Annotated in this window: 27 protein-coding genes and 1 riboswitch; of the genes, 21 read left to right on the top strand and 6 right to left on the bottom strand. The window is 65.3% G+C overall.

What is annotated here, in order from left to right; all coding sequences use genetic code 11:
* The first annotated feature begins 13 nt into the window (after positions 1-13).
* The 4 genes from LB572_RS26220 (at position 14) to LB572_RS26205 (ending at position 4,586) form a co-directional block, all read left to right on the top strand.
* Positions 14-850 carry an ATP-binding cassette domain-containing protein gene (locus tag LB572_RS26220; protein ID WP_224669775.1) on the top strand — a complete coding sequence of 279 codons (837 nt, stop codon included), beginning with the start codon at positions 14-16 and terminating at the stop codon, positions 848-850.
* Positions 847-2,103 carry a sugar ABC transporter permease gene (locus LB572_RS26215; RefSeq protein WP_224669774.1) on the top strand — a complete coding sequence of 419 codons (1,257 nt, stop codon included), beginning with the start codon at positions 847-849 and terminating at the stop codon, positions 2,101-2,103. Before LB572_RS26220 ends, LB572_RS26215 begins: the two co-directional genes overlap by 4 nt.
* 24 nt (positions 2,104-2,127) lie before the next feature.
* Positions 2,128-2,856 carry an SDR family oxidoreductase gene (locus LB572_RS26210; protein WP_224669773.1) on the top strand — a complete coding sequence of 243 codons (729 nt, stop codon included), beginning with the start codon at positions 2,128-2,130 and terminating at the stop codon, positions 2,854-2,856.
* A gap of 110 nt (positions 2,857-2,966) precedes the next feature.
* A complete protein-coding gene (locus LB572_RS26205) occupies positions 2,967-4,586 on the top strand; it encodes an FGGY-family carbohydrate kinase (RefSeq protein WP_412033590.1) in 1,620 nt (539 codons plus the stop codon).
* A gap of 9 nt (positions 4,587-4,595) precedes the next feature.
* Here LB572_RS26205 and LB572_RS26200 read toward each other — a convergent pair whose 3' ends face one another.
* Positions 4,596-4,832 (bottom strand): hypothetical protein, encoded by a 237-nt coding sequence (locus LB572_RS26200; RefSeq protein ID WP_140809204.1) that lies wholly within the window; start codon positions 4,830-4,832, stop codon positions 4,596-4,598.
* Between the two features lie 494 nt (positions 4,833-5,326).
* Between LB572_RS26200 and LB572_RS26195 the strand changes: the two genes are divergently transcribed.
* Together LB572_RS26195 and LB572_RS26190 are read left to right on the top strand one after the other, a co-directional pair.
* On the top strand, positions 5,327-7,096 hold the full coding sequence (locus LB572_RS26195) for an acyl-CoA dehydrogenase family protein (RefSeq protein ID WP_224669771.1): 1,770 nt from the start codon (positions 5,327-5,329) through the stop codon (positions 7,094-7,096).
* Between the two features lie 26 nt (positions 7,097-7,122).
* Entirely contained in the window at positions 7,123-7,875 is a 753-nt protein-coding gene (locus LB572_RS26190) for a crotonase/enoyl-CoA hydratase family protein (RefSeq protein ID WP_224669770.1), read from the top strand.
* Between the two features lie 51 nt (positions 7,876-7,926).
* Here the strand turns inward: LB572_RS26190 and LB572_RS26185 are convergent, their stop codons facing one another.
* Positions 7,927-9,120 carry a phytanoyl-CoA dioxygenase family protein gene (locus LB572_RS26185; protein ID WP_224669769.1) on the bottom strand — a complete coding sequence of 398 codons (1,194 nt, stop codon included), beginning with the start codon at positions 9,118-9,120 and terminating at the stop codon, positions 7,927-7,929.
* A gap of 95 nt (positions 9,121-9,215) precedes the next feature.
* On the opposite strand from LB572_RS26185, the gene LB572_RS26180 reads away from it, so the two are divergent.
* The 4 genes from LB572_RS26180 (at position 9,216) to LB572_RS26165 (ending at position 11,534) form a co-directional block, all read left to right on the top strand.
* Entirely contained in the window at positions 9,216-10,247 is a 1,032-nt protein-coding gene (locus LB572_RS26180; RefSeq protein ID WP_140809196.1) for a LacI family DNA-binding transcriptional regulator, read from the top strand.
* Positions 10,248-10,431: 184 nt separating this feature from the next.
* Entirely contained in the window at positions 10,432-10,779 is a 348-nt protein-coding gene (locus LB572_RS26175) for a hypothetical protein (protein WP_224669768.1), read from the top strand.
* 30 nt (positions 10,780-10,809) lie between these two features.
* Positions 10,810-11,175: a hypothetical protein gene (locus LB572_RS26170; protein ID WP_224669767.1), complete on the top strand. Its 366-nt coding sequence runs from the start codon at positions 10,810-10,812 to the stop codon at positions 11,173-11,175.
* Positions 11,176-11,180: 5 nt separating this feature from the next.
* Complete coding sequence (locus LB572_RS26165; RefSeq protein WP_181179870.1) at positions 11,181-11,534, top strand: hypothetical protein; 354 nt, start codon at positions 11,181-11,183, stop codon at positions 11,532-11,534.
* Positions 11,535-11,631: 97 nt separating this feature from the next.
* Here the strand turns inward: LB572_RS26165 and pdxH are convergent, their stop codons facing one another.
* Entirely contained in the window at positions 11,632-12,249 is a 618-nt protein-coding gene (gene pdxH / locus LB572_RS26160) for a pyridoxamine 5'-phosphate oxidase (RefSeq protein WP_224669766.1), read from the bottom strand.
* A gap of 40 nt (positions 12,250-12,289) precedes the next feature.
* Between pdxH and LB572_RS26155 the strand changes: the two genes are divergently transcribed.
* The 4 genes from LB572_RS26155 (at position 12,290) to LB572_RS26140 (ending at position 15,364) form a co-directional block, all read left to right on the top strand.
* Complete coding sequence (locus LB572_RS26155; RefSeq protein ID WP_140809191.1) at positions 12,290-12,754, top strand: RT0821/Lpp0805 family surface protein; 465 nt, start codon at positions 12,290-12,292, stop codon at positions 12,752-12,754.
* 113 nt (positions 12,755-12,867) lie between these two features.
* Positions 12,868-13,797 (top strand): DnaJ C-terminal domain-containing protein, encoded by a 930-nt coding sequence (locus tag LB572_RS26150; protein WP_140809189.1) that lies wholly within the window; start codon positions 12,868-12,870, stop codon positions 13,795-13,797.
* 108 nt (positions 13,798-13,905) lie between these two features.
* Entirely contained in the window at positions 13,906-14,724 is an 819-nt protein-coding gene (gene fabI / locus LB572_RS26145; protein WP_224669765.1) for an enoyl-ACP reductase FabI, read from the top strand.
* A gap of 52 nt (positions 14,725-14,776) precedes the next feature.
* The gene (locus tag LB572_RS26140) at positions 14,777-15,364 is read left to right on the top strand and encodes a histidine phosphatase family protein (protein ID WP_224669764.1); all 588 of its coding nucleotides are present in this window, start codon (positions 14,777-14,779) and stop codon (positions 15,362-15,364) included.
* Positions 15,365-15,490: 126 nt separating this feature from the next.
* Here LB572_RS26140 and LB572_RS26135 read toward each other — a convergent pair whose 3' ends face one another.
* Positions 15,491-15,754: a DUF1344 domain-containing protein gene (locus LB572_RS26135; protein WP_041002438.1), complete on the bottom strand. Its 264-nt coding sequence runs from the start codon at positions 15,752-15,754 to the stop codon at positions 15,491-15,493.
* A 246-nt stretch (positions 15,755-16,000) separates the two neighbouring features.
* Between LB572_RS26135 and aroC the strand changes: the two genes are divergently transcribed.
* Positions 16,001-17,110 carry a chorismate synthase gene (gene aroC, locus LB572_RS26130; RefSeq protein WP_140809182.1) on the top strand — a complete coding sequence of 370 codons (1,110 nt, stop codon included), beginning with the start codon at positions 16,001-16,003 and terminating at the stop codon, positions 17,108-17,110.
* A gap of 106 nt (positions 17,111-17,216) precedes the next feature.
* Positions 17,217-18,317, top strand: a complete 1,101-nt coding sequence (gene ribB, locus LB572_RS26125; RefSeq protein ID WP_224669763.1) for a 3,4-dihydroxy-2-butanone-4-phosphate synthase — start codon at positions 17,217-17,219, stop codon at positions 18,315-18,317.
* A gap of 112 nt (positions 18,318-18,429) precedes the next feature.
* Here ribB and LB572_RS26120 read toward each other — a convergent pair whose 3' ends face one another.
* Positions 18,430-19,650, bottom strand: a complete 1,221-nt coding sequence (locus tag LB572_RS26120; protein WP_224669762.1) for an MFS transporter — start codon at positions 19,648-19,650, stop codon at positions 18,430-18,432.
* Positions 19,651-19,769: 119 nt separating this feature from the next.
* Between LB572_RS26120 and LB572_RS26115 the strand changes: the two genes are divergently transcribed.
* Both LB572_RS26115 and LB572_RS26110 read left to right on the top strand, forming a co-directional pair.
* Positions 19,770-20,363, top strand: a complete 594-nt coding sequence (locus tag LB572_RS26115; RefSeq protein ID WP_224669761.1) for a TetR/AcrR family transcriptional regulator — start codon at positions 19,770-19,772, stop codon at positions 20,361-20,363.
* A gap of 232 nt (positions 20,364-20,595) precedes the next feature.
* Entirely contained in the window at positions 20,596-21,579 is a 984-nt protein-coding gene (locus tag LB572_RS26110) for a hypothetical protein (RefSeq protein ID WP_140809594.1), read from the top strand.
* Here the strand turns inward: LB572_RS26110 and bluB are convergent, their stop codons facing one another.
* The gene (bluB, locus tag LB572_RS26105; RefSeq protein WP_140809596.1) at positions 21,580-22,311 is read right to left on the bottom strand and encodes a 5,6-dimethylbenzimidazole synthase; all 732 of its coding nucleotides are present in this window, start codon (positions 22,309-22,311) and stop codon (positions 21,580-21,582) included.
* 42 nt (positions 22,312-22,353) lie between these two features.
* Positions 22,354-22,530: riboswitch (cobalamin riboswitch) on the bottom strand.
* A 115-nt stretch (positions 22,531-22,645) separates the two neighbouring features.
* On the opposite strand from bluB, the gene LB572_RS26100 reads away from it, so the two are divergent.
* The 3 genes from LB572_RS26100 to LB572_RS26090 all read left to right on the top strand — a co-directional run bounded on the left by LB572_RS26100 (position 22,646) and on the right by LB572_RS26090 (position 24,285).
* Positions 22,646-23,572: a histone deacetylase family protein gene (locus LB572_RS26100; RefSeq protein ID WP_224669760.1), complete on the top strand. Its 927-nt coding sequence runs from the start codon at positions 22,646-22,648 to the stop codon at positions 23,570-23,572.
* A gap of 3 nt (positions 23,573-23,575) precedes the next feature.
* Positions 23,576-23,827: an exodeoxyribonuclease VII small subunit gene (locus LB572_RS26095; protein ID WP_140809600.1), complete on the top strand. Its 252-nt coding sequence runs from the start codon at positions 23,576-23,578 to the stop codon at positions 23,825-23,827.
* Positions 23,828-24,018: 191 nt separating this feature from the next.
* On the top strand, positions 24,019-24,285 hold the full coding sequence (locus tag LB572_RS26090) for a DUF2277 domain-containing protein (protein ID WP_140809602.1): 267 nt from the start codon (positions 24,019-24,021) through the stop codon (positions 24,283-24,285).
* The last annotated feature ends 8 nt before the right edge of the window (positions 24,286-24,293 follow it).

Genomic DNA, 24,293 nt, shown 5'->3' with positions numbered 1-24,293 from the left:
AGAAAGGCGGCGCATGAGTGAGAGTCCCGAAAGGTCGGCTTCCGTTGGCGAGCTGGTGCTCAGCCTGCGCGGCATATCGAAGAATTTCGGCGCCGTTTCGGCGCTGACCGATATCGATTTCGACGTCCATGCCGGCGAGGTCGTCGCCTTGGTCGGCGACAACGGCGCCGGCAAGTCGACGCTGGTCAAGATCCTGGCCGGCGTGCACCAGCCGAGCTCGGGAACGATCAATTTCCGTGGCCGGCCGGTCACGATGCCCGACCCGCGCGCGGCGCTGACGCTCGGCATCGCCACGGTGTTCCAGGATCTGGCGCTCTGCGAAAACCTCGACGTCGTCGCCAACATTTTCCTCGGCAACGAGCTCAGCCCGCTGCGGCTGGACGAGGTGGCGATGGAGATGCGGGCCTGGACGCTGCTCAACGAATTGTCGGCACGCATCCCGAGCGTGCGCGAGGCGGTCGCCTCGCTGTCCGGCGGCCAGCGCCAGACGGTTGCGATCGCGCGCTCGCTGCTGCTTGAGCCGAAACTCATCCTCCTCGATGAGCCGACCGCGGCCCTCGGCGTCGCCCAGACGGCCGAAGTGCTCAACCTGATCGACCGCGTCCGGGCGCGCGGTCTCGGCGTCGTGATGATCAGCCACAACATGGAGGATGTTCGCGCCGTCGCCGACCGCATCGTGGTGCTCAGGCTGGGGCGCAACAACGGCGTCTTCGAACCCGACGCCTCGAACCAGGACCTAGTCAGCGCCATCACCGGTGCGTCCAACAATTCGGTGTCGCGCCGCGCCGAGCGCCTGCGCATGGAGCGCGATCACAGCGGCAGCGCGCAGGCAGGGGAGCAGCGCCCATGACGGACGTCAAGCAAGGTGCCTCCGCCCCGCTGGCGCTCGACCGCGCCGATGCGCGGGTGAAGCATGGGGCGGGCGTCGGCGGCGCGGTCAGCGCCTTCCTCGATCGCGTGCGCAGCGGCGATCTCGGCTCGCTGCCGGTCATCGTCGGCCTCGTCGTCATCTGGACCGTCTTCACCAGCCTCAACCCGGTGTTCGTTTCCAGCAGCAATCTGGTCAACCTCCTGTTCGACTGCTCGACGGTCGGCGTCATCGCGCTCGGCATCGTCTGCGTTCTGATGGTCGGCGAGATCGACCTTTCCGTCGGCTCGATAAGCGGCTTCGCTTCGGCGATGGTCGGCACGCTATGGGTCAACCAGGGCTGGCCGGTCGCGCTCGCCATCATTGCCGCGCTCGCCTTCGGCGTCCTGATCGGCTCGCTCTATGCGCTGCTGTTCAACCGGCTCGGCATGCCGAGCTTCGTTTCGACGCTTGCCGGCCTGCTCGCGGTGCTGGGCATGCAGCTCTATATCCTCGGCTCCACCGGCTCGATCAACCTGCCATACGGCTCGGCCCTAGTGGATTTCGGCCAGCTGATGGTGATGCCGAAATGGGTCTCGCACACGCTGGCGGTTATCCCAGGCCTGGCGATGCTGATCACGGGGCTTCGCACCGTCGCGCGCCGTCGCGCCGCCAATCTGTCGACGCCGTCCGTGGCCGGGCTCATCCTGCGCGTCGCCGCCATAACCATCGGCCTCGAGCTGATCGTCGCCTACCTCAACCAGGCGCGCGGCATCCCGTGGATGTTCGGCCTGTTCGTCGGGCTCGTCGTGGCGATGAACTATGCGCTGACCCGGACCAAATGGGGGCGATCGATGACCGCCGTCGGCGGCAACCGCGAGGCGGCGCGGCGCGCCGGCATCAAGGTGCGCGCCATCTACCTCAGCGCCTTCGCGCTATGCTCGCTCTTCGCCGCGCTCGGCGGCGTGCTTGCGGCCGCCAGGCTCGCTTCCGCCAGCCAGCAGGCCGGCACCGGCGACGTGAACCTGAACGCCATCGCGGCAGCGGTCATCGGCGGCACGAGCCTGTTCGGCGGTCGCGGCAGCGCCTATTCGGCGCTGCTCGGCATCATCGTCATCCAGTCGATCGCCAGCGGGCTGACGCTGCTCGATCTGTCCTCGTCGCTTCGTTACATGATCACCGGTGCCGTTCTCGCCATCGCCGTGATCGTCGACTCCTTGGCGCGCCGTTCCCGTGCTTCGCACGGCCGCGCCTGAACAGTTCAAACGAGAAGGGTACACATGGCTCACGATCTTTCGGGAAAAGTCGCCGCGGTCACCGGCGCGGCATCGGGCATCGGCCTCGAATGCTCCAGGGCGATGCTTGCCGCCGGCGCCCGCGTCGTGCTGGTCGACCGCGCCGAGGACAGGCTCAAGGAGGTCGTCGCAGAGCTTGGCTCCGGCGCGATCCCGCTAGTGGTCGACCTCACCAGCCCTGCCAGCGTGGCGACCATGCTGCCCGGCATACTCGAAAAGACCGGCCAGCTCGACATCTTCCACGCCAATGCCGGTTCCTATGTCGGCGGCGAGATCCTCAACGGCGATCCCGACGCCTGGGACCGCATGCTGAACCTCAACATCAACTCGGTGTTCCGCTCGGTGCACGCGGTGCTGCCGCACATGGTCGGGCGCAAGACCGGGGACATCGTCGTCACCAGTTCGATCGCCGGCCTGGTGCCCGTCGTCTGGGAGCCGGTCTACACGGCCTCCAAGCACGCCATCCAGGCCTTCGTCCACACGCTGCGCCGGCAGGTGGCCAAGCACGGCCTGCGCGTCGGCGCCGTAGCACCAGGGCCGGTGGTGACGGCGCTGATCAGCGACTGGCCGAAGCAGAAGCTCGAGGACGAGCTGGCGGCCGGCGGGCTGATGCAGCCGACCGAGGTCGCGGACGCGGTCCTGTTCATGCTGACGCGGCCGAGAAACATCACCATTCGGGATTTGGTGATCCTGCCGCAGAGCAACGATTTGTGAGGGAGGTAAGGGAGTAGGGGAGTAGGTAAAAAGCTCTGCCCTTGCGACCGACCCCTCACGCCTGACAATCTTCCTACTCCCCTACTCCCCTACTCCCCTACTCCCCTACCTTGAGGTCTCCCATGCCTTCCCATTTCCTCGGCATCGATGTCGGCACCGGCAGCGCGCGCGCCGGCGTCTTCGACGAGCGCGGCGAGCTGCTCGCTTCCGCCAAGCGGGACATCGCCCTCTTCGTCGAGCCCGGCGAGATCGCCGAGCAGTCCAGCCGCGACATCTGGCAGGCGGTCTGCGCAAGCGTGCGCGAAGCGGTCGCAAAGGCGGGCGTCGATCCCCGGGAGATCGGCGGCATCGGCTTCGACGCGACCTGTTCCCTGGTGGTGGTCGGCGATTATGGCCAGCCCTTGCCGGTCGGCCGCTCGGGAGACAGCGACAGGAACATCATCGTCTGGATGGACCATCGCGCCCTCGACCAGACCAGGCGCATCAATGCGCTGCGGCATCCGGTCCTCGACTATGTCGGCGGCGTCATCTCGCCGGAGATGGAGACGCCGAAACTCTTGTGGCTGAAGGAGAACCTGCCCGCGACCTTCGCCGGGGCGAAGCATTTCTTCGACCTCGCCGATTACCTGAGCTGGCGCGCCACCGGCAGCCTTGCCCGTTCGGTCTGCACGCTCGCCTGCAAATGGACCTATCTCGGCCATGAGCGGCGCTGGGACGACAGCTATTTCCATGCGGTGGGGCTCGGCGAGCTCGCCGACGAAGGTTTTGCCCGCATCGGCACCGAAGTGGTCGACCCCGGCACCGCGGTGGGTGCGGGCCTCACGGAAGCGGCCGCTGCTGAATTGGGCCTAGTTGCCGGAACAATCGTGGCCGCCGGGCTGATCGATGCCCATGCTGGCGGTGTCGGTACGGTGGGCGCTGCCGGCGACACCGGCACCATCGCCTCGCGCATGGCCTATGTGCTCGGCACCTCGGCCTGCACCATGGCAAGCAGCCAAGGCCCGGCCTTCGTTCCGGGCGTGTGGGGGCCTTACTATTCCGCCATGGTGCCCGGGTTCTGGCTGAGCGAGGGCGGCCAGTCGGCGGCCGGCGCCGCCATCGATCTCCTGGTGCATTTCCATCCAGCCGCCGCCGAGGCTTCGGCACGCGCCACGGATGAAGGCAGATCGCTGGTCGATTGGCTGGCCGCAGCCGCTACAGCGGCTTCGCCCGACCTGTCGGCGGCCGCCACGCTCGCGGGAAGCATCCACATCGTGCCCGAGTTCCTCGGCAATCGTTCGCCATTGGCGGATCCCGATGCGCGCGGCCAGATCGCCGGGCTCGGCACCGACCGTTCCGTCGAAAGTCTCATCGGTCTCTACGTGGCCGGGCTGTGCGGCCTCGGCTATGGCGTGCGCCAGATCGTGGCGGCGATGGCGTCGTCCGGTGTTGCCGTCGACACCGTCGTCATCAGCGGCGGCGCCGGGCAGTCGCCGCTGGTGCGCCAGCTGCTTGCCGACGCCGCCGGCTTGCCGGTGGCCGCCTCGCAATCGCCGGAGCCGGTGTTGCTGGGTGCAGCGATGCTGGGAGCGGTGGCATCCGGCCGGTATGCGGACCTTTCGAACGCCATGCCCGCCATGTCCCGGCTTGGTGACGTTTTCAGGTCTGCGACGGGCGACATGCGGGTGTGGCACGACAAGCGTCACGAAGCCTTCCTGGCGCTGCAGGCGGTGGGACGCAGCATACGCTGAGGGGATCGATCAGCGCCTGAACAGCGACGGCATCTCGAACGGATCGGGCGCCGGCTCCTGCGGCAGCGTGCCTTCCGCCCTGCGCTTCTTGTGATGCGTGAGAGAGCATTGCGGCGAGCACAATAGCCCGCGATCGGTCCAGTAGGCGGGGCCTTCCTCGAGCATGCCGTGATAATAGTGGAAGCCCGGCGCCCGGTAGGGCAGCCCGCATTCGATGCAGCGATAGGCGTCGGGTCTGGCAAGCATGGGTGTTCCGGTCTTTCTATGATCTGCCCGAGCAGATCATAGCGGGATGTAATACCTCGCTGTAGAATTTTGAAGCGCATTTGCGGGCCCTGAAAATCGGTCAAAGCCTTCGCGGGTTCGTCATCCACGGGCGGAGCAAGGAGCGAAGCGACGCGCGTAGAACCCGAGGATCCATTCCGTGACTTCAAAGCGTTGCAACGGCCCAGAATTTCGCTCCGCCGCACTCCACGGCCAAGGTCACGGAATGGATCCTCGGGTCTACGCGTCCGCTGCGCTTCCGCTCCGCCCGTGGATGACGAAGTTCGGACGCTTCGGCTAATCTCCGAGGTCGGCGATTTGCTTCGGTTGGGGCAAGCGTCGTGGATGACGACATCCGCGCTCGCAAAATCCGCGTGACAAAGTTTGACGTTTACGTAAAAAGAAGGTGCGAAATCGACGCATGGTTTCGCTTCGGCCATGCATTACGGTTGGCTGGAACGGAGGAGGGAGCAGACATGTATCGCGCACCGGTCGAGGACATCGCCTTCACGCTGAAGCAGGTGGCCGGGCTGAGGCCGGCGCTGGACGCCGGCACCTTCGGCGATCTCGGCGAGGACCTCGTGGACGCGATCCTGGCCGAAGCGGGCCGCTTCGCCAGCGAGGAGGTCGCGCCTCTCTACAAGATCGGCGACGAGCAAGGTGTTGTGCTGAAGGATGCTTCCGTCACCACGCCGCCCGGCTGGAAGGAGCTCTACCGGCGCTGGATCGACGGCGGCTGGAACGCGCTGTCCGGTCCGGAGGAGTTCGGCGGCCAGGGCCTGCCGACGATGCTTGGCGTCGCAGCACTGGAAATGTGGAACTCCGCCGCCATGGCCTTCGGCATCGGCCCGACGCTGACCATGGGCGCGGTGGAAGCCCTCGATAAGCACGCTTCCGAAGCGCTGAAGCAAAAATACCTGGCCAAGCTCGTCTCGGGCGAGTGGATGGGCACGATGAACCTGACCGAGCCGCAGGCGGGCTCGGACCTCGCGGCCCTGCGCAGCCGCGCCGAGCCCGTCGGCGACGGCACCTACCGCATCTTCGGCCAGAAGATCTTCATCACCTATGGCGAGCACGACTTCACCGACAACATCGTGCATCTGGTGCTGGCACGGTTGCCTGACGCGCCAGCCGGCACGCGCGGCATCTCGCTGTTTTTGGTGCCGAAGTTCTTCGTCAATGACGACGGCTCGCTCGGCGGCCGCAACGACGTCTTCTGTTCGGGCCTCGAGCACAAGCTCGGCATCCATGCCTCGCCGACCTGCACCATGATCTATGGCGACGGTTTTCAGGGCGCGACGCCGGGCGCCATCGGCTGGCTGATCGGTGAGGAGAACAAGGGGCTGGCCTGCATGTTCACGATGATGAACAACGCCCGCCTTGCCGTCGGCATGCAGGGCGTGGCCGTCGCCGAGACCGCCACGCAGAAGGCGATCGCCTATGCCAATGAGCGCCGCCAGGGCAAGGCCTCGGACTATTCGGGCTCCGGCATGGCGCCGATCGTCCATCACCCGGATGTCCAGCGCAATCTGCTCACCATGCGCGCGCTGACCCAGATCGCCCGAGCGATCAGCTATTCCTGCGCCCATGCCATCGACCGCGCCCGCGTCGGCGAGGGCGAGGCGGCCGCCAACTGGCGCGACCGCGCCAACCTGCTGACGCCGCTGGCGAAAGCCTTCTCCACCGATGTCGGCGTCGAGGTCGCATCGCTGGGCGTCCAGGTGCATGGCGGCATGGGTTTCATCGAGGAGACGGGTGCCGCGGCCCTTTATCGCGACGCCCGCATCGCGCCGATCTACGAGGGCACCAACGGCATCCAGGCGATCGACCTCGTGGCGCGAAAGCTGCCGCTTGGCGGTGGCGAGCATGTGCACGGCTACATTGGCGAATTGAAAGCGGTGGCCGATGCGGTGCGCACATCGAACATCGACGGCTTCGGCCGAACCGCCGACAATCTCGACCGTGCGCTGGCCGATCTCGATGACGCCACGCGTTTCCTGCAGAAGCTCGCTGCCGACGGCAAGAGCGACGCCGCGATGGCCGGCGCCACACCCTATCTGCGCCTGATCTCGCTCGCCGCCGGCGGCGCCTATCTGGCGCAGGGCGGGCTGGCCGACCGCGACCGCGTCGCGCTCTGCCGCTTCTTTGCCGAAAACCTGCTTGGCGAGACGCGCGCGCTGAAGGAACGTGTCATCGACGGTGCAGAGAGTCTCGCCGCTGCCGGCAAGGCTCTGATTTCCGCTTAAGCATCCTGACGTTCAAAGGACACACCGTGACTGACCATATCCTCGTCGAGCGCCAGGGTGCCGTGCAGATCATCCGCATCAACCGCCCTGACAAGAAGAACGCGCTGACGCGCGCCATGTACGCCAAAATGTCGGCCGCGCTGGCCGAGGGCGACGCCGATTCGGCGATCCGCGTCCACGTCTTCCTCGGCGTTCCGGGCGCCTTTTCCGCCGGCAACGACCTCGCCGATTTCCTGGTCATCGCCGCCGGCGGCGAGGGCGGCAACGAGGTCTGGGATTTCCTGATGGCGCTGGCCAGATCGGAAAAGCCGATGGTGTCGGGCGTCGACGGCATCGCGGTGGGCATCGGCACGACGCTCAACCTGCATTGCGACCTGACCTTCGCCACGCCGCGCACGCTCTTCCGCACGCCCTTCGTCGATCTCGGCCTGGTGCCGGAGGCTGGCTCCAGCCTGATCGCGCCGCAGCTTCTGGGACGGCAGGGCGCCTTCGCGCTGCTCGGCCTCGGCGAGGGCTTTTCGGCCGAGCGCGCCAAGGCCGCCGGCATGATCTACGAGGTGGTTGCCGAGGATGCGCTGGAAGGCGCGGTGCTTGCCGCCGCCAACAACATCGCGGCCAAGCCGCCGCAGGCGCTGAAGATCGCGCGCGACCTGATGCGCGAGCCACGCGAGGCGCTCATCGCCCGCATCAAGGTTGAAAGCGAGCATTTCCGCGAGCGCCTGACGTCCGATGAGGCGCGCGCCGCGCTCACCGCTTTCATGACGCGCAAGAAGGGATAGGCGTAAAACCTATCCCACGAAGGCGCCGGCCTCGGCGTGCCTATGCCGATGTCACGTAAGCTTCTTGGCCGCCTGTTCGTCCAGCGCCTTACCAAAAGCTTCCGGAGTCCAGCCGGCCTCGAGCGCGCGGTGGAACAGCGCCTGCTGCGTCTCCGGCGCCAGCCCGCCGATCGGCGGATCGCGATCGAGATTGGTCGGGAAGGAATAGCCTTCCGCCGTCGAGGCGATCACGTTCGCGGCAGCCGCCTTCGAGATCGCGCCCGATGCCAGCATCTTCTGGATCGCCGGATAGAGCGTGCGGCTCATCCTGGTGCGGTCGACGCTTTCCATCGCGCGGCCATAACCCGACGACACCTGCAGCAGATTGGCCATGCGGCGGATGTCGGTGGAGCGGTTGTTGCCGGCGGCATGGAACAGCGCCGGGTTGAAGAAGGCGGCGTCGCCCTTTTCCAGGGCGAGCTGCACGTGATGCTCGGCGAAATACGCCTTGAACTCCGGCAGGCCTGTCGCGAGATATCCCGGCAGATAAGCCTGCGAGTAGGGAAGGTACAGCGTTGGCCCGCTCTCCAGCGGCATGTCGCAATGGGCGACGGCCCCCTGCAACGTCAGCACCGGCGAGATGCTGTGCACATGCACCGGGTAGCGCTCGATCATCTCGGGGGTCTGGAAGCCCAGATGATAGTCGCGATGCGCCGATTGCGCGGCGCCGCCGGGATTGACGCAGTTGATCTGCGAGGTCATCTGATAGGCCGGGCCGAGCCAGGCTTCCGAGATCAGCCCGATGATGTCGTTGCCGTAATAAGCGGCGAAGGCTTGCGGGTCGCGCAGGCAGAATTTTTCGAGCGCGTTCCAGATGCGGTCATTGGCGCCAGGCCTGGCGAAATGGTCGCCGCCGCCGGCGCCGGTGGCGTGCTGCTCGGCGATCATCTCGTTGAAGAGACCTGTTGCGATATCGACCGGCGCCGTATCGGCGAACGCCTTCTTGAAGGTCACGACGCCAGGCCCGCTGGTCATCGCCTCGATCCACTCCGCCAGCAGCGCCTTGCGCGTCCCGGGATCGGCCGCCGCCTTGCGGACCGCGTCGCCGTCATAGACGAGTACGTTCTTTTCGACGCCGGCGGCGAAGGGGTAATCGGCGGGGTTGGTCGTCTGCTCGACGATGGCCCGGAAGCCTTCGATATCGCCCTGGTCCTTGGTCAGCCAGACCCGTTCGGACCTGATCCTGGCTGGGTTGTCGGCCTTCATGGCGTATCCTCCTGTTGCGGTTCCGGTTCTAACTGCTGTATACCGCAATCTGCGGTTCTCATTGCCTCCAGAACACCTCAAAAACACCTCAGAACATGTCTCGTCCGTTTCTCGTCAAGGATATCGCCCTCCAAGCCGGGCTCAGCCTTGCGACGGTCGACCGCGTGCTCAACGAGAGGCCGGGCGTGCGCGAGCACACCATCCGGCGGGTCAGGCAGGCCATCGGCGAGCTTGAGAAGCAGCGCGACCAGATCGGCCTTTCCGGCCGCAAGCTTGTCCTCGACGTCGTCATGGAAACGCCGTCGCGCTTCAGCGAAGCGGTGCGGCAGGGACTGGAACAGGCGATGCCGTCGCTGCAGCCGGTGATCTTTCGCGCCCGTTACCATTTCGCCGAGACGCGCGGTGTCGACGACACGGTCGCGATCATCGAGGCCCTGCGGCGGCGCGGCAGCAACGGCGTGTTCCTCAAGGCGCCCGATGTCGCGGAGGTCAGAGACGCGACGGCCCGGCTCGTCGCCACCGGGATACCCGTCGTCACGCTGGTGACGGATCTTCCCGACACTGGCCGGCAGGCCTATGTCGGCATGGACAACCGGGCGGCCGGCGAGACCGCGGCCTATCTTCTCGGCGAATGGCTGGGCGGCGGGCCGGCGCGTATCCTCGTCACCATCAGCAGCAACCGGTTTCGCGGCGAGGAGGAGCGCGAGATAGGCTTCCGGCAAGCGCTACGCGAGCGCTATCCGGCGCTGGGCATCGTCGAGGTCAGCGAGGGTCATGGCCTCGATCGCAATACGGGCATGCTCGCGCTGGCGGCCTTGCGGGCTGATCCCGACATCGCCGGCGTCTACTCGATCGGCGGCGGCAACCGGGCGATCGTCGAGGCCTTCGCTTCGCTCGGCCGAGCTTGCCGCGCCTTCGTCGGCCACGACCTTGACGCCGACAATCTCGCGCTGCTGCGCGCCGGGCGCATCAGCGCCGTCCTGCATCACGATCTCGGCCAGGACATGCGAAACGCCTGCCTGCATGTGATGCGCGCGCATGGCTTGCTGCCGAAATCGCCGGTTTCTGGCATGGCCAACATCCAGGTCATAACTCCCTTCAACGTGCCGCAGGCGGCAGCGCCCTGACGCCCCGCATGGCGCCAGCCTCGCGGAAAAGTTGGTGCAGGGGTGTCAAGGCAATCATAACGCGTTATGTCTTGGGGACGCGTGGCGGGGGCTCGTGAAATGGAGAGAACATGATCCAGCACGCTGCCGCTGAATCCGCCGAGGCGATCGGAGGGCATCCGCTGATCGGCTGAGCCCCTCGAAAATGCTTGCCGTTGCCGTAAGACCGCTGGCGCTGACCCTGACACTCTGGTGGCGCTTCTGGCCGCAACTGGTCGCCATGGTGCTTCTGGGCATCGTGTTCGGCGACCTGTTCATGCAGGTCGCGGCGCGCGCGGCCCTTCTCAACCACATGGCCGGTCTCGGCCTGCTGACGCTGGTCGCGCTGACGCAGCTCATCGTCACCGTCGCCATGTTCCAAACGCTGCTGCCCGCTCTGCCCGCCGTGCGCGCCGCGCAGCAGGCGGCCCAGGGCGAAGGCGAAACCGGGCCGCGCGGCAGCGCGCGGCTGGCGCGCATGGTCACCGTCGCGCTGCTGCCCTTCTTCGCCTAGTACGCCGCCTGGGGTTTTCTCGGCGATACGGTGCGGCAATATTCACGCGTCACGCTCGACATGGCGCCGTTCGGCGAGGGCGCCGGCAACGTGCTCGATGTGCTGGATTCGCGCTGGCTGATCGTGTCGGTCGTCATCTCCTGGCTGATCAGGCGCTTCGCCACCGCCATGCAGAAGCGCGGCGGCTCGCGCTCCTTCTGGCAGGTCGTGGTCATCTGCGAGACCAACTGGATCTTCATCGGTCTCTACGTGATCTCGCGCTGGAAGGACGACGCCATCGCCTGGATCATGAGCCGCAACATCTTTTCCGCCCTGCAGGCGGCGGCCGACGGCGTCACGCATCCCATCGCCAGCGCCTTTGCCGCGAGCATTTCGCCGGCAGCGACTGGAAGCTGACGGATTTGCGCGGCGCTTTCGGCATGTCGAACCTGCCGACGGACTCCGTGCCCGTGCTGGCCGACTTCCAGGTCAAGATCGGCAATCCGGATCTGCAGAAGCTCTGGCTCGGGTGCAAGGTCATGCTGATCGACAAGGACGGCCGGCGCTGGTCGCCGACCTCGATCGTCTCGCTGAAGACCCCCGACAATGTCGGCAACTGCATCTCGGCGATCTTCTCCGGCGCCAGGAGTGGCGACACGCTCAACCTGCGCGAGACGTTCCTGGTCCCGAAGGAAGCGACCAAGTCCATACGCCCGGCCGTCAGCGTTGCCAGCGAGCGGCCGCGTTTCCTGCTTTTCCAGCTTGAGAAGGATTAGCGCAATTCCAGGAAAAGTGTGAGCGGTTTTCCGTCCGGAATTGCGTCAAAACAAGGAGATAGAGCGGTTCGCCGTTTCCGTGAAACGGTGAAACGCTCTAGGGGTAAATCCGTTCCTTGTCCCAACCGCCGGCGGCGTTGCGTGAAAAGACGACGCGGTCATGCAGGCGAAATGGCCGGTCGTGCCAGAACTCGATCGTCCGCGGCAGGATGCGGAAGCCCGACCAGTGTTTTGGCCGCGGGATCTCGCCGATGGCGTAGCGCGCCGTGTATTCGGCCACCGCTTTCTCCAACGCGAAGCGGCTCTCCAGCGGCCGCGACTGTTTGGAGGCCCAGGCACCGATGCGGCTGCCGCGCGGCCGCGTCGCGTAATAGGCGTCGGCCTCGGCGTCGCTGACGATCTCCACCGGCCCGCGTATGCGCACTTGGCGGCGCAGCGATTTCCAGTGGAAGCACATCGCCGCCTTCATGCTGCCAAGAATCTCGCGGCCCTTGGCGCTCTCGAAATTCGTGTAGAAGACAAACCCCTTTTCGTCGAACCCCTTGAGCAGCACCATCCGCACATCCGGCATGCCGTCGGCGTCGACGGTCGCCAGAGCGACGCCGTTGGCGTCGTTGATCTCGCTTTTGGTGGCGTCCTCCAGCCATGCGGCAAAGAGCCTGAAGGGTTCCGCCGCTTCGGTGAAGTCACTGCTTGTTAACTCGGTTTCGTTCATAGTTTTCCAAATTTTTAACATTGCGGGAGGAGTTCGCCGATTGTCGCGTATCGCGCAAGCTTTTGACAGCGGGCAATGGAGCGTTATCGCTTCGGCCAGTGCCAAGGCCGCGCTGTTGACGTTGGCGCTTCCCCTTGCCGCCTGCGGCGCCGGCGGCTTCAGCCTGGAGAAGGCAGATGTCGACCGCTCGATCATCACCTCCAGCGCGCCGTCCTCGCCCGCCGCACCGGCTGCCGCCGACAAGGATTCCGACCAGACCACCATCGGCAATGCGGTTTCGTCCGCCGACATCAACGAGCTTGGCGGCCAGGCGGTGCCATGGGCCAATGCCGGCACCGGCTCGCGCGGCGCGATCACCGAGCTGGTCGAATTGAAGGATGGCGGCCTGACCTGTCGCCGTTTCAGCGCCACGCGTGAGAGTTTCGACGGTGTTGCCCTCTACAAGGGCGAGCTGTGCCTTGCCGGCGCCGGCGGCTGGCGCATGCAGGAATTCAAGGCACTTTGATTTGGGCGCTCTGAGTTTCACCCGCTAATTGCCCTTGCGCCACTGGAATTTCTTCCTATGCGAGCGCATATAGGGGGCGACCACAAATCCATTCTCTCTTGCAGGCAGGAAGCATGCGCGACCCCTATGAGGTGCTGGGCGTTGCCAAGAACGCATCGGCCAAGGACATAAAATCGGCTTACCGCAAGCTCGCCAAGAAGCATCATCCGGACCAGAATCCGAATGATCCCAAGGCGAAGGACCGTTTTGCCGCCGTCAACCAGGCATATGAAGTCGTCGGCGACGAGAAGCAGCGCGGCGCCTTCGACCGTGGCGAGATCGACGCCGAGGGCAAGCCGAAATTCCAGGGTTTCGAGGGTGCTGCCGGCGGCGACCCGTTTGGCGGGTTCCGCCGCCAGCAAGGGCCGGGCGGCGCGCATTTCGAATTCCGCTCCGGGCGCCCGGGTGGCGATCCTTTCGACGGCAACAGCGACATCTTCAGCCAGATTTTCGGCGACGCTTTTTCCGGCGCGCGCGGCGGGGGCAAGGGCGGCGATCGCCGCCAGCCGGTCCAGGCGGCCGACCTCAACGTCACCATGGACATCAGCGTCGAGGAGGCAGCCACTGCCGATAAGGTGACGGCGATGTTCCCCGACGGCCGCAAGGTGGCGGTCAAGCTGCCGGCCTATGTCGAGGATGGCCAGACGATCCGCCTGAAGGGCCAGGGCGAGCAGGGTCCCGGCCAGCCGGGCGACGCGCTGGTCAAGATCCACATCCGCCGCCATCCGCGCTACCGCATCGAGGGGCGGGACCTGCATGTCGATCTGCCCGTCGATCTGGCCGACGCGGTGCTCGGCGCCAAGGTGGCGGTCGAGACGCCGACCGGCAAGCTCGCGGTCAACGTGCCCGCATGGTCGAGCTCGGACAAGGTGCTGCGCCTCAAGGGTAGGGGCCTGCCGGAAAAAGCCGGCGGTCACGGCGATCTCTATGCCCATGTGCGGCTGATGCTGCCGGAAGGCGGCGATGCCGAGCTTGAGGCCCTGATGCGCGGCCGAAAAGGCTGATCGAGGGAATTTTGTTCCTGTTACAGTGTCTTTTGGGCGCTTGAAGGGGCTTTGTGCCTGTGCGATAGGGCTCTCCACAAAGCAGATATTCTTGCGGAGAGCTTGCACATGGCAGCTGGACAGGGCCTGATGGCCGGTAAGCGGGGCCTCATCCTCGGCGTCGCCAACAATCGGTCGATCGCTTTCGGCATCGCCAAGGCTTGCGCCGATCACGGCGCCGAGATCGCTCTGACCTATCAGGGCGAGGCCTTCAAGAAGCGCGTCGAGCCGCTCGCGGCCGAGCTCAACGCGCATGTCGCCGGCCATTGCGACGTGACCGACCCGGAAAGCCTCGACGCCGTCTTTGCCGATATCGCCAAGCACTGGGGCAAGCTCGACTTCCTCGTCCATGCCATCGCCTTCTCCGACAAGGACGAGCTGACCGGTCGCTATGTCGAGACGACGCGTGACAATTTCCTGCGCACCATGGACATCTCGGTCTATTCCTTCACCACCATTGCCAAGCGCGCCGAGCCGCTGATGACGGACGGCGGTTCGCTTCTGACGCTGACCTATTACGGCGCCGAGAAGGTGATGCCGCATTACAACGTCATGGGCGTCGCCAAGGCCGCGCTCGAAGCCAGCGTGCGCTATCTCGCCGTCGACCTCGGCGCCAAGAAGATCCGCGTCAACGCGATCTCCGCCGGTCCGATCAAGACGCTGGCCGCCTCCGGCATCGGCGATTTCCGCTACATCCTGAAGTGGAACGAATACAATTCGCCGCTGAAGCAGACGGTCACCCAGGAAGAGGTCGGCGATTCCGGCGTCTATTTCCTGTCGGACCTGTCGCGCGGCGTGACCGGCGAGGTGCATCACGTCGATTCCGGCTACCATGTCGTCGGCATGAAGGCGGTCGATGCGCCGGATATCTCGACCGTCAAGGACTGATCGCCTCCGCTTATCATCCGTCCAGGCCCTGGCCCGACCTACGGAAGACCTGATGTACCCGCTCGTCTACATCGCGCGCCACGGCCAGACCGAGTGGAATGCCGAGCACCGTCTGCAGGGCCAGGCCGACACCGACATCAACGACTTTGGCCGCGAGCAGGCGAGGCAAAACGGCCGACGGTTGGCGGAGCTGGTCAGAAATCCTGCGGATTTCGACTTCGTCGCCAGCCCGATGCGGCGCACGCGCGAGACGATGGAATTGATGCGCGAAGCTATGGGGCTCGATCCTTCAGCCTACCGCACCGAGGCGCGCCTGGTGGAGATCAGTTTTGGCGACTGGCAGGGTTTCACCTTCGCCGAACTGGAGGAGCGTGCCCCCGGTTCAACCGATGGCCGTCGCGGCGCCAAATGGGATTTCCAGCCACCCGGCGAGGGCGCCGAAAGCTATCAGATGCTGCTCGAACGGATAAGGCCGTGGTTCGACGCGCTTCGCCGGCCGACGGTCTGCGTCACCCATGGCGGCGTAATGCGCTGCTTCTTCCGCTTCGTCACCGGCATTTCCAAGCAGGAAGCCGCCGGCCTCGAGATCCCGCAGGATCGCCTGCTGCGGCTGGAGGGCCGCGGCCTGGAGTGGCTGTGAAATAGGCGACCTATCGAATTCAGGTCAGGCCGAGTCGAAAATGGCGGGTTCCGAGAACCGGAGCGGAGCGTACTTTTCGTACGGAAGCGCAGGAAGCCGCCATTTGCAGGCCGGCCTCACCTGAATTTAGTTCTGGTCGCTGTCCGGCAATTGCATATCCGTCACGACATTCTCGCCATTGGTCACGTCATAGGCGATGACAATGTCCATGCCGGGCTTCAGCGAGTCGATATCGGTCTCGGCGTTGAGCTTGTAGGCCTTGCCGTCGTCAAGCGTCAGCGTCAGCGTGTCCTTGTCGACCTTCTTGATCAGGCCTTCGGTCTGGCCGGCGAACGCGGCGGCGGTGGAAATCAGCAGCATGGCGCAGGCGGCGCCAATCAGGGTACGCATCGTCGTCCTCTTTGGTCATTGCGCCGGCTGGTCAGCGGCGGGTCCTCAACGGCGGATGGGAAGAGAGCAGAAACCAACCGAATGTGTCAAAACTAAATCCGCCACATCACAGTTTGATGCATCCGTTTGACCACTGTGGAAAACGCCAATAGAAGGCAAACCGGCAGCGCCGCGCGTTCGATCGGGCGTGCAAGCGCCGCTGCACCACTTCAGGTTGCCGGCTCCGCCGCCGGGCAGGGCGTTTCCATGTCTCACAACACATTCGGCCATCTCTTCCGCGTCACCACATGGGGTGAAAGCCATGGCGCAGCGCTCGGCTGCGTTGTCGACGGCTGTCCGCCCGGCATCCGCTTCAAGCGCGAGGACATCCAGGCCGAGCTCGACCGCCGCCGCCCCGGACAGTCGCGCTTCGTTACCCAGCGCCGCGAGCCGGACGAGGTGAAGATCCTGTCCGGCTTCATCCTCGACGAGGACGGCGAGACGATGATCACCACCGGCACGCCTATCTCGATGCTGATCGAGAATGTCGACCAGCGCTCGAAGGACTATGGCGAGATCGCCCGCCAGTACCGTCCAGGCCATGCCGACTACACCTACGACGTCAAATACGGGTTGCGCGATCATCGCGGCGGCGGCCGATCCTCGGCGCGCGAGACGGCGGCGCGGGTCGCGGCCGGCGCGCTGGCGCGTAAGGTTGTTCCAGGCATGACCGTACGCGGCGCGCTGGTCTCGATGGGCGAGAAGTCGATCGACCGCGCCAACTGGAACTGGAATTTCATCGGCGATGCCGAAAACCCGTTCTTCACGCCCGATCCGGCCTCGGTCCCGGTCTTCACCGCCTATCTCGACGGCATCCGCAAGGCCGGCTCCTCGGTCGGCGCGGTGATCGAGATCGTCGCCGACGGCGTGCCGCCCGGTCTCGGTGCGCCGATCTATGCCAAGCTTGATCAGGACATCGCTTCCGGCCTGATGTCGATCAACGCCGTCAAGGGCGTCGAGATCGGCAACGGTTTCGAGGCGGCCCGTATTACGGGCGAACAGAACGCCGACGAGATGCGCATGGGCAATGACGGCAAGCCGGTGTTTTTGTCCAACAACGCCGGCGGCATCCTGGGCGGCATCTCGACCGGGCAGGCGATCGTCGCCCGCTTCGCCGTCAAGCCGACCTCCTCGATCCTGACCCCGCGCCAGTCGATCGACAAGGACGGCCACGATGTCGAGGTGATGACCAAGGGCCGCCACGACCCGTGCGTCGGCATTCGCGCCGTGCCGATCGGCGAGGCCATGGTTGCCTGCGCGATCGCCGATCATTATCTGCGGCACAGAGGACAGACAGGTAGGGGAGTAGGGGAGTAGGGGAGTAGGCTACGCCCTACAGCCGGTCAGGCAATTTTTTCCTTTTCCCTATTCCCTTACTGCCCTACTCCCTTACTCCCCTATTCCGCGAGCGAAGCGAGCGCCAATGCCTTACGACCAGAAGAAGATCGTCGAAGCGATCCGCGCCTTCGAGCGCGGCGAGATCGTCGTCGTCATGGACGATGACGGGCGCGAGAATGAGGGCGACCTGATCGTTGCCGCCGTCCACTGCACGCCGGAGAAGATGGCCTTCATCGTGCGCAACACATCCGGCATCGTCTGCACGCCGATGCTGCGCGAAGACGCCAGGCGGCTGAACCTCGCGCCGATGGTGGCGGACAATGATTCCGCCCACACCACCGCCTTCACCATCAGCGTCGACTTCAAGCATGGCACGACGACAGGCATTTCCGCCGACGACCGCACGCTCACCGTGCGCAACCTCGCCAACGGCAATGTCGGCCCGTCGGATTTCGTGCGCCCCGGCCACATTTTTCCGCTGATCGCGCGCGAAGGCGGCGTCTTGATGCGCTCCGGCCATACGGAAGCCGCGGTCGATCTCTGCAAGCTCGCCGGCCTGCCGCCGGTCGGCGTCATCTCCGAGCTGGTCAACGACGACGGCACGGTCAAGCGCGGCCCGGAAGTGCAGGCCTTCGCCGAGCAACATGGCCTGAAGCAGGTCTCGGTCGCCGATCTCATCGCCTATCGCCAGCGCAAGGAAACGCTGGTCGAACGCGTCGCCTGTTCCGACATCGATACGCTCGGCGGCAAGGCGCAGGTCTTCACCTACACGCTGCCCTGGGATTCCATGCACCATGTCGCGGTCGTCTTCGGCGACATCCGCGACGGCGAGGACGTGCCGGTGCGCCTGCATTCGGAAGATGTCGTCACCGATGTCTTCGGCACCAGCCACCGGCTCGACGGCATCATGAAGGCGATGGGCGAGCGCAAGCGCGGCGTCATCGTCTATCTGCGCGAGGGCTCGGTCGGCGTCGCCCATCAAGAGCGCAAGCGGCCGGTAAGCGGCGAGCGCGAGGACCATGAGGAAGCCCGCCGCCGCGAGAATGAATGGCGCGAGATCGGGTTAGGCGCCCAGATCCTCAAGGACCTCGGCATCTCCTCGATCAACCTGATCGCCTCGCGCGAACGCCACTATGTCGGCCTCGAGGGCTTCGGCATCCACATCGCCAAGACCGAGATCCTGTAGGCGTCAAAGGGTCTGCGCGCGTCGCTTCGCTCCTTGCTTCGCCCGTGGATGACGAAGTCGTTGAGACTCCGGCCAACTGCCAACGTCTGCGCTGATGGTAGCTGAATAACCGTCACTCGGCTGGCATTACCGCCTCGCCCCTGTCCGTATCGCAATCGTCCGTCGCCAGCCGGCATTGGCCGGCGAGCACGGTTGCCAAGGCGATCCCTCCAGCAGCCACCGACACCCAGAACCCGTTCTGCGGACCGAAAGTATCGACCATCCAGCCGGCGGCGAAGGAGCCAAGCGCCATGCCGATGCCGATGCCGGTGGTCACCCAGGTGACGCCTTCGGTAAGCATCGCGGCCGGCACGTGGCGTTCGATCAGGCCGAAGGCGGTGATGAAGGTCGGCGAGATCGCGACGCCGCTGACGAACACCGCGAGCGCCAGGGTCGGCACCGTGTCGACGAAGAGCAGCGGCAGCGTGGTGAGCGCGATCACCGTGATCGCGGTCGCCAGCTGTCGCTGCAGCGGCGCCTTCAGGCTGAGCGCGCCGACGATGATGCCGAGCACGAAGGATCCAAGCGCATAGACGCCGATGACAAGGCTCGCCGCCTCGGGCTGGCCGAGCGCCTTGGTGAGGGCGACGGTGGTGACTTCCGTGGTGGCGAAGGTCGCGCCGACGAAGATCAGCGCGAAGGTGATGATCTGGACCGGCCGCAGGCGGATCGCCGAGCCGGTCGCCCCATGCTCCGCCGTGCGTATGGGCGGCTCGGACGAGCGCTGCAGCAGGAATGCCGCCGAGCCAAACGCCAAGAGCAGGGTACTGACCACCATGCCGGCTTCGGGAAACAGCGCCGCGCTCAGGCCCACCGACAGCGAGGCGCCGGCGACATAGACCAGCTCGTCGGCGGCCGATTCGAAGGCGAAGGCGGTGTTGAGCTCCGGTCGGTCGCGAAAGATTTCGGTCCAGCGCGCCCTGACCAGTGCCGGGATGCTGGGCATGGCGGCGGCGAGGAACGCAGACAGGAACAAGCTCCAGACTGGCCAGTGCTGGTTGGCCGCAACGATCAGTGTCGCGAAGGAAATGACCGAGACGAGCGTCATCGGCGCGGCGATCGCCGTCTGGCCGCGCCGGTCCACCAGCCGCGATACCTGCGGCGACAGGAAGGCGTTGACCAGCGCGTAGGTCGCGGAGACCGCCCCGGCCAGCCAGTATTCGCCATGCGTCTGCGACAGCATCGCCACGATGCCGATCGGCGCCATGGCGATCGGCAGCCGCGCCATGAAGGCGGCCGCGGCAAAGCCCTTCGTGCCGGGAGCCCGAAAAATGTCCGCATAGGGGTTTCGCATGATCCTGCTCCTCGACAAGGCTGCATACTAAAACTACATACGCTGCGTATGAATGTGAGATAGTTCATACGCTGCGTATGTCAATTGGCATACGAGACGTATGTGAATAGGGCCAGGCCATGCATAGACCGCGCCAGGAGATGATCGCCGAGACACGCGCCAAGCTGATCGCGGCCGCTCGCCATGCCTTTGGCACGATCGGCTATGCCGAGGCCTCGATGGACGATTTCACCGCGTCGGCCGGCCTCACGCGCGGCGCGCTCTACCATCATTTCGGCGACAAGAAGGGGCTGCTGCAGGCGGTGATCGCCGAGATCGACGGCGAGATGGCTGTGCGCGTGAACGAGGTGGCCTCGAAGGCGCCGACCCGCTGGCAGCATTTCGTCGACGAATGCACCACCTATATCGAGATGGCGCTGGAGCCGGAAATCCAGCGCATCATGTTCCGCGACGGGCCGGCCGTGCTCGGCGACCCGGCGCAATGGCCGAACGCCAATGCCTGCACGGCCTCAATGACCGATCACCTGACCGCGCTGCAGGAAGAGGGCGTGGTCGTTCCCGACCTCGACCCGGAGACGACCTCGCGGCTTATCAATGGCGCCAGCAGCCAGGCCGCGCAGCGCATCGCCAATTCCAAGGATCCCGAAGCGACCTCGAAGAAGGCGATCGCGGCGTTCAAGCAATTGCTCGAAGGCTTGCGCAAGAAGGCCTGACCGGACGCTTGGGTAACCAAGCCACCGGGTTGTGCACCGGTTTCGGACCGACGCTACCCTCCCGTGATTGACAATCGCCGGGGCAAGCGCATCCTCCACCGCCAACTCATACAGCGCCGCGCGTTCTTTGAACGCGCAAAGGACGCTGTAAAACTTGATTTGGCGCATGATCCCTTTCCGAAAATCGATTCCGATTTTCGGGGTCATGCGCGGGGTGTGGAGAGTCGGGGCCATGTGGGACTTCAGCATTGGCCGGTCAGTGTCCATCATGATGCGGACATGGCCGTTCATCGTCTTTCGCATGATCGTCTATTTCGGCATCACCGTCGCCTACATCATGGCGACCGGCACGGGCGCCAGCGTCGGCTACGGCGTCGGCCATATCTCGACCGATCCGGACGGCCCGACGTCCTTTGCGCTGTGGGGCGGCGTGGTCGGCTTCGGCGTCGTCTCGATCGCCGTCTACTGGATCCGCGAATACATCCTTTATGTGCTGAAAGCGGGCCATATCGCCGTCATGGTGCATCTGATCGACGGCCACGACGTGCCCGACGGCCAGGGCCAGATCGCCTATGCGAAGGAGGTGGTCACCCAGCGTTTCGCCGAGGCCAACATCCTTTTCGTCGTCGACCAGCTGGTCAAGGGCGCCATCCGCGCCATCACCGGCCTGATCGGCGGCATCGCCGCATTCCTGCCTATTCCGGGCCTGAGCGGCCTGGTCAGCTTCATCAACACGGTGATCCGCCTGTCGCTGACCTATGTCGACGAGATCATCCTCGGCTACAACATCCGCATCAATTCGAACTCGCCCTTCGAGACGGCGCGGCAAGGCGTCGTGCTCTACGCCCAGAACGGCAAGCATATGGTCAAGAACGCTGTCTGGCTGGCGGTGATCATGTGGGGCGTGTCCTTCGTCATCTTCCTGTTGATGCTGGCGCCCGCGGCCGCCATCCTTTGGGTCATGCCGGGCGAGCTTGCCGGCTGGGCCTTTGTGCTCGCCATCGTCTTTGCCTGGGCCTTCAAGGCCGCCTTCATCGAGCCCTTCGCCATCGCTTCGCTGATGCAGGTCTATTTCGAAGCGATCGAAGGCCAGACGCCTAATCCCGAATGGGACCGGCGGCTCGCCGAGACCTCGTCGAAGTTCAGGGAGTTGCGCGACAAGGCGCTGGGCTCCTTCGGCGGCGGCTCGCGCTGGGATACGCCCCGAGCTGCTTGATCATGGCTTCGATGTGCTGCCAAGCCTCGCAATCGCCGATTTGAGCGGTGCCTCGCCGGCGCCGCGAAAGGTCTCGCTCATCACCAGCTCGGGCAGGGGCAGGCGCTTGCCCCAGCCATGCGCTTCCAGGTCCGGCTTCGGCGCGAAGGCCGAGACGCGGCCGACGCAGAGATAGGCAATCGGCGTGACATGCTCGGGGATCGACAGAAGCCGCTTCAGCGCCTCGGTTTCGATAATGCTCACCCAGCCGACGCCGACGCCTTCGGCCCGCGCCGCCAGCCAGAAATTCTGCACCGCGCAGACGGTGCTGTAGAGGTCCATCTCGGGGTTGTGCCAGCGCCCCAGCGGCGAATCCTTCGAGCGCTGCCGGTCGCAGGTGATGCACAGATTGAGCGCGCTTTCGCAGATGCCTTCGAGCTTCAGCTTGCGGTAGAGCGCCTGCCGTTCCGCCTCCATCGCCGGCAGTTCCTGCTCGCGCGCGGCGAGGAACAGGTCGCGCACCTGCTGCCGCCGTGCGGCGTCGCGGATGACGATGAAATTCCACGGCTGCATGTAGCCGACCGACGGCGCGTGATGGGCGGCGGTGATGAGCCGCGCCAGCACACTGTCATCGAGATCGTCGGATACAAAATGGCTGCGCACGTCACGCCTGGTGAACATGGCCCGGTAGACCGCGTCGCGCGCCAATTGGTCAAAATCATCGCCGCTCGCGGCGATCGCTGCTGCCTTCATCGCTTTTCCCCATGCGACAAGCAGTCTCCCGCCTGACCAAGCGGGTGACCATGTCTGCCGGGCCGGTCTTCTGGCTCGGGATCGTCCCGCTCCGGCGCCTTCCCGTCAGCGACAGTGGCTTTGCCGGCGCGGTCCCCCTTACAGCGTTGGGCACGCCACGGAGTTCAACCGTGTTCCCGATTCTCCCGCGTCGCGGGCACCAGGCAGCGAGATGACCTTATCGCGAAGTCTGGGCCGCGCCAATGGCGCCAGCGACACGGGCTGACGCAATTTTCCCCAGCCATTCGGCTTTCAAACATGGTCATCCGCGCCGCCGGTGCCTAGATTAGGCGCCATGGCCACCCGTCTCTACACGCACCCGATCTTTCTGGAACACCTGACGCCGCCCGGCCACCCGGAGCGGCCCGACCGTCTGCGCGCCATAGAGCGCGTGCTCGACGACGAGGCTTTTTCCGCGCTCGACCGCGTCAAGGCGCCCGAAGGCGATGAGAAAACCATCCTCTATGCGCATCCCGAGGATTTCGTCGAGCGCGTGCGCGCGGCGATCCCCGAAAACGGCATCGTCTCGATCGACGCCGACACCAGCGCCAGCCCGAAAAGCTGGCAGGCGGTGGTGACGGCGATCGGCGGCGCCAACGCTGCGGTGGACGACGTCTTCGAGGGCCGTGCCGCCAACGTCTTTGTCGCCGCCCGTCCGCCTGGTCACCATGCCGAAAAGACCACGGCGATGGGCTTTTGCCTGTTCAACACGGCGGCGATCGCCGCTCGCTACGCGCAGAAGAAGCACCAGGCCGAGCGCGTCGCCATCGTCGACTGGGACGTCCATCACGGCAACGGCACGCAGGACATTTTCTGGGACGATCCGTCAGTGCTTTACTGCTCGACGCACCAGATGCCGCTTTACCCGGGTACCGGGGCGAAGAGCGAGACCGGTGCCGGCAACATCGTCAACGCGCCGCTCGCGCCGCAGACCGGCAGCGATCTGTTCCGCGACGCCTTCCTGTCGCGCGTGCTGCCGTCCATCGACGCATTCGCGCCGGACCTGATCATCATTTCCGCCGGCTTCGACGCGCACCATCGCGACCCGCTCGCCGAGATCAACCTGACCGAGGACGATTTCGACTGGGCGACCGGCCAGTTGATGGAACGCGCCAGCCGCCACAGCTCCAACAGGCTCGTCAGCCTGCTGGAAGGCGGCTACGATCTGCAGGGACTGGCATTTTCAGTCGCCGCCCATGTCGGGCGGCTGATGAAGGGATAGGGTATGGCAGTGGAAGGCAATGAGGACGTCAAGGCGATGAGCTTCGAACAGGCGCTCGACGCGCTGGAGAAGATCGTCGATGATCTGGAGCGCGGCGACGTCCCGCTCGACCAGTCGATCAGGATCTATGAGCGCGGCGAGGCGTTGAAGGCGCATTGCGACCGGCTGCTGAAGGCCGCCGAGGACAAGGTCGAGAAGATCAGGCTGTCGCGCGACGGCAAGCCGGTAGGAACGGAGCCGCTCGACGCCGACTGAGGTGTATTGATATTCAGGTGAGGCCGGCCTGCAAATGGCGGCCTCCTGCGCTTCCGGTGCTCACGTACTTCAAGTACGCTCCGCTCCGGTTCTCGGAAGCCACCATTTTCGGCTCGGCCTGACCTGAATCTCAACACACCTCGGTGCATGATCTCAGACCGGGCAGAGCAAGCAGGTAAGGAGTTCAAGCCATGTGCCGCAACATCAAGACCCTGGCTAATTTCGAGCCGCCGGCGACCAATGACGAAGTGCATGACGCAGCGCTTCAATTCGTGCGCAAGCTGAGCGGCTCGACGAAACCTTCGAGGCGCAACGAGCATGCTTTCCACCATGCTGTCGAGGCGATCGCAGCGATCGCGCGCGAGTTGATCGACTCGCTCGAGACCAGCCAGGAACCCCGCAATCGCGAGGAAGAGGCGGCCAAGGCGAAGGCCAGGTCGGCGCTTCGCTTCGCCTGAGGAACCGA

The sequence above is a fragment of the Mesorhizobium sp. BH1-1-5 genome, assembly GCF_020165615.1.
In the GTDB taxonomy this organism is placed as follows: domain Bacteria; phylum Pseudomonadota; class Alphaproteobacteria; order Rhizobiales; family Rhizobiaceae; genus Mesorhizobium.
The sequence above is the reverse complement of the archived record's forward strand: the minus strand, read 5'-3'. Positions and strand labels throughout refer to the sequence as shown.